The organism is Aquabacterium sp. UBA2148 (assembly GCF_002328915.1).
Taxonomy (GTDB): Bacteria; Pseudomonadota; Gammaproteobacteria; order Burkholderiales; family Burkholderiaceae_C; genus Aquabacterium; species Aquabacterium parvum.
On record NZ_DCXA01000087.1, the window covers coordinates 5,646 to 9,604 of the forward strand.

5 protein-coding genes are annotated in these 3,959 nt (G+C 69.2%); 4 read left to right on the forward strand and 1 reads right to left on the reverse strand.

What is annotated here, in order from left to right; genetic code table 11:
* Positions 1–610, forward strand: a 610-nt coding sequence (locus B2W70_RS04685; protein WP_286743346.1) for an FAD-dependent oxidoreductase, incomplete at its 5' end; no start/stop codon positions are given.
* 32 nt (positions 611–642) lie between these two features.
* Here the strand turns inward: B2W70_RS04685 and B2W70_RS04690 are convergent.
* Positions 643–1,011, reverse strand: coding sequence for a DciA family protein (locus B2W70_RS04690; RefSeq protein WP_286743347.1), 369 nt, complete (start codon positions 1,009–1,011; stop codon positions 643–645).
* A 23-nt stretch (positions 1,012–1,034) separates the two neighbouring features.
* On the opposite strand from B2W70_RS04690, the gene B2W70_RS04695 reads away from it, so the two are divergent.
* The 3 genes from B2W70_RS04695 to B2W70_RS04705 form a co-directional block, all read left to right on the forward strand.
* Entirely contained in the window at positions 1,035–2,051 is a 1,017-nt protein-coding gene (locus B2W70_RS04695; protein ID WP_286743348.1) for a M23 family metallopeptidase, read from the forward strand.
* Positions 2,052–2,084: 33 nt separating this feature from the next.
* Positions 2,085–2,405, forward strand: a complete 321-nt coding sequence (locus B2W70_RS04700; protein ID WP_286743349.1) for a DUF2607 family protein — start codon at positions 2,085–2,087, stop codon at positions 2,403–2,405.
* A gap of 152 nt (positions 2,406–2,557) precedes the next feature.
* Positions 2,558–3,959, forward strand: a 1,402-nt coding sequence (locus B2W70_RS04705) for a TonB-dependent receptor (protein WP_286743351.1), incomplete at its 3' end; no start/stop codon positions are given.

Below are 3,959 nucleotides of genomic sequence, written 5' to 3' on the forward strand. Positions count from 1 at the left end.
TCCCCGCCTGCTGCCGCCCCAGGCGTCGGCGCGCCTGCAGGCCAAGCTCGAAGCCGGCGGCGCGAGCTTTCGCTTCGGCACTGGCGTCACCGCCGTCAACCGCGGCGCCAACGGCCTGGTGCTGACGCTGTCGGATGGCAGCCAGCTTGAAACCGACCTGGTGCTGTCCGCCATTGGCCTCAAGCCCCGCACCCAACTGGCCGCCGACGCTGGCCTGGCCGTCAACCGCGGCATCGTCGTTGACCGCCACCTGGCCACCAGCGTGCCCCACGTGCACGCCGTGGGCGACTGCGCCGAAGTGGCCGGCCACCTGCTGCCTTACGTGCTGCCGCTGATGGGTCAAGCCCGCGCCCTGGCCGCCACCCTGGCGGGCAAGCCGACCGAGGTCAGCTACCCGGCCATGCCCGTGGTGGTCAAGACGCCCGCCTGGCCGACCGTGGTATGCCCGCCCGCTGGCGATGCCCAAGGCGAGTGGGAGGTCACCGAAACCGAAGAGGCCATCGAGGCCCGCTTCATGGCCGGTGAGCAACTGCTGGGCTTTGTCCTGCAAGGCAAGGCGACCGCGCAGCGTCAGGCGCTGGCGGCCCAGACGCCCGCTCTGCTGGCTTGATCCAGCGCACCAGGCACGAACACCTGGTGACTTCAGCGTCCGCGGACCTTGACGCGGATTGCGTTAACCTTGAGCCCCTTCGCTGACAGCGCCTCATTCAGGTGCGGCAGCGACTGGCGCAACTTGGCCGACGCGGCCGGGTTCGCGACCAGCAGGGTCCATCCCTCTTCGTCGAACGGCCCGGCCTGCAACTGAGCCGCCAGCGAAGGCGGCAGCACCTCCTTGACGGCTTCGAGACAAGCCTGCGAATGCCGCAGGCGCTGCATCAGGCTGGACAGGGGCGATGCGCGGTCGAGCGCCCGGGTGACGGGCGGCACGTCCGGCACCATCGGCCGGCAATGCAGCGATGGGGTGACGGAGCGAATTCGGCCGCCTGATGGGGGCTGGGGGCGCTTGCTCATGGGTTCAGCAAAGGAAGTCACGCATGCAGATCCTGATCACGACCAGTGCGCTGTCAAGGCCGAAGGTCTTTCAGTTCACGCCCTGGAGCCTGGTGCTGACCGGGCTGGCGCTGATCATCCCCTTGATGATCCTGAGCCTGATTGTGTACCACGCCGTGGTGCTCAAGGCCGCCCACGAGCGCTGGCCGATCATCTCCGAGGCGGTGCGTTTCGTCGAGCGGCAAGAGTTGGCCCAGCGCGACCGATTCATGCGCGAGAACCTCGACGCCATGGCCGAAAAAGTGGGTGAGATGCAAGCCCGCCTGCTGCGCCTGGAGGCCGTCAGCGAACGCGTGGCGGGCATGGCCGGCATGAAAGCCGAAGAATTCAAGGCCATCGAGGCACCGACCCCGGCCGCCTCGGGGGCGTCAGGTGCCCTGGGCTCGGCAAGTGGTGTCGCTGCAGCAGCCGGTGGCCCCCTGGTGTCGCTGAAAGACACCGGACCCGCCACCACGTCCGCCGACATCCTCGCGGCGCTGAACGGCCAGGTCGAACACCTCCACGCGCTGGGTGAGCGCCACGCCGACGTGCTCACGCTGATCGAGTCCCACCTGTTCGAGAAGCGCCTGGATGCCCTGCTGATGCCCAGTACGCAGCCCGTGGACGGCCCCATCGGCTCAGGCTTCGGCTTCCGCAGCGACCCCTTCACCGGGCGGCCGGCGCTGCACACCGGACTCGACTTCCCCGCCGACCCGGGCACCCCCATCGTGGCGGCAGCGGGCGGCGTGGTGCTGTCGGCCGGGCCCCATCCGCAATACGGGCTGCTGGTCGAGCTCGATCATGGCAACGGCCTGGTCACGCGCTACGCCCACACCCTGCGCATGCTGGTCAAGCAAGGAGACCTGGTCAAGCGGGGTCAGCGCATCGCCGAAGTGGGCAACACCGGGCGCTCCACCGGGCCGCACCTGCACTTCGAGGTGCTGGTTGACGGGGTTCAGCAGAACCCGACGCGCTTCCTTCAAGCGGCCGGGGGCAACAACGCCGCCAAGGTCAGCCGCTGACGCTTGGCAAGCATCCGTTAAGCTTGCGTCCTCATGCGCCTCCCAACGAGCCCGAAACACCTGCGCCACGGCCTGCTGCACCTTGCACTGGCCCTGCTGTTGCTGCTGACGCAGCAGCTGGTGCTGCGTCACGCGCTCGAGCACGAGGCCGACCCCGACCACCATGCGGCCCACAGCCAATGCCTGAGTTGCCTGGCAGCTCACGCCCTTGACCACGCCACCTCGGGCACGCCTGCGGTGAGCCTGCCGGTTTGCGACGCCGTCGCATCTCAGGTGGCAAGGGCAGACCTGGTCGCGCCTGCTGCGACGGTGGTGGCGCACCGGGCTCGTGGCCCCCCTGCTTTCCTGGCCTGAGGCGCTCGCCTCCCCCGTCGCCATGCCGTCGGCCCTCGACGCGCCCGCCCCTTGAAAGGCAGGAGCTCCTGGCCGCGCCACCTCCTTCGGTCGAAGCCTGCTTCGAACACATCGGGCCATCACATCCGAAACCGGCCCGGGAAAGCATCACCATGTCCCGCACTCCTCAACGCGGCGCTCTGCGCGCGCGCATTGCCTCGCCCCTGTCTGCGCCCCACACCCCGCGCGCCCTGGCCCTGGCTGCGGTCCTGAGCACCGCACTGGGCAACGCCCCGGTCTGGGCCCAGAGCACAGCCCCATCTTCTGCAGACTCGCTCCAGGAGCTTCGCCAGCAGCTCGACGAGATGCGCCGCCAGTACGACGCCCGAATCCAGGCGCTCGAGGCCAGGCTTCAGGCGGCCCAGCGCTCACAGCAACCAGCTGTCGCAGCGACCACGCCGTCAGCGGTGGCCAACACCACGCCAAACACCACCACCGCGCCCGCAGCGCCCGATCGACCAGCCCCGCTGGACCCGGCCCGTCCCATGGCCCGCCAGGGCGCGGCGGGCTTCAACCCCTCCGTGTCAGCCGTGCTGAGCGGCGGCTACAACGGCCTGTCGAAGGACCCCGAAACCTGGGCCATCCCCGGCTTCCTGCCCACGGGTGGCGAGGTGGGCCCCGGCTCGCGCGGTCTGACGCTCAGCGAGTCCGAGATCACGCTGGCGGCCAACGTCGATCACCTGTTCTACGGCTCCCTGACGCTGGCCGTCACGCCAGAGAACGAAACCGAGGTCGAAGAAGCCTATGTGCAGACCACCGCACTGCCCGCAGGGCTGCGCCTGAAGGCCGGCCGGTTCTTCGCGGGCCTGGGCTACCTCAACGAACAGCACGCCCACGCCTGGGACTTCGTCGATGCGCCGCTGGCCCACCAGGCCTTGCTGGGTGGCCAGTTCAGGCAGGAGGGTCTGCAGGCCCGCTGGGTGCTGCCGCTGCAGCGCTACGTCGAGCTCGGCATGGAGCTGGGCAATGGCAACAACTTCCCGGGCAGCGAGCGCAACCGCAATGGCGCAGGCGCCCTGCTGCTGTCGGCCCACACGGGTGGCGACATCGGGCTGAGCCAGAGCTGGCGCGCGGGCGTGTCGTGGATGCGCACCCGTGCCGATGGCCGCGAGTGGGAGTCCGAAGATCCCAACGGTGGCAGCGACCCGCTGGTCAACAGCTTCACGGGGCGCAGCCGCATCTGGGCGCTCGATGGCGTCTGGAAGTGGGCGCCCAACGGCAACGCCAAGCTCACCAACGTGCAGTTGCAAGGCGAGTACTTCCGCCGCCAGGAGCGTGGCGATGTGACCTACGACACCGCCGACTTCACTGGCTCGGGCAACTCCACCGACGCTTACCGCTCGGCGCAATCGGGCTGGTACCTGCAGGGCGTGTGGCAATTCATGCCGCAGTGGCGCACCGGGCTGCGCTTTGATCAGCTCGATGGCGGCTCGGTCAACTTCGGTGTCAACGCCGCCCTGGCCAGCGCAGACGAGGGCAACCGCAAGCCCCGCCGCACCAGCGTGATGTTCGACT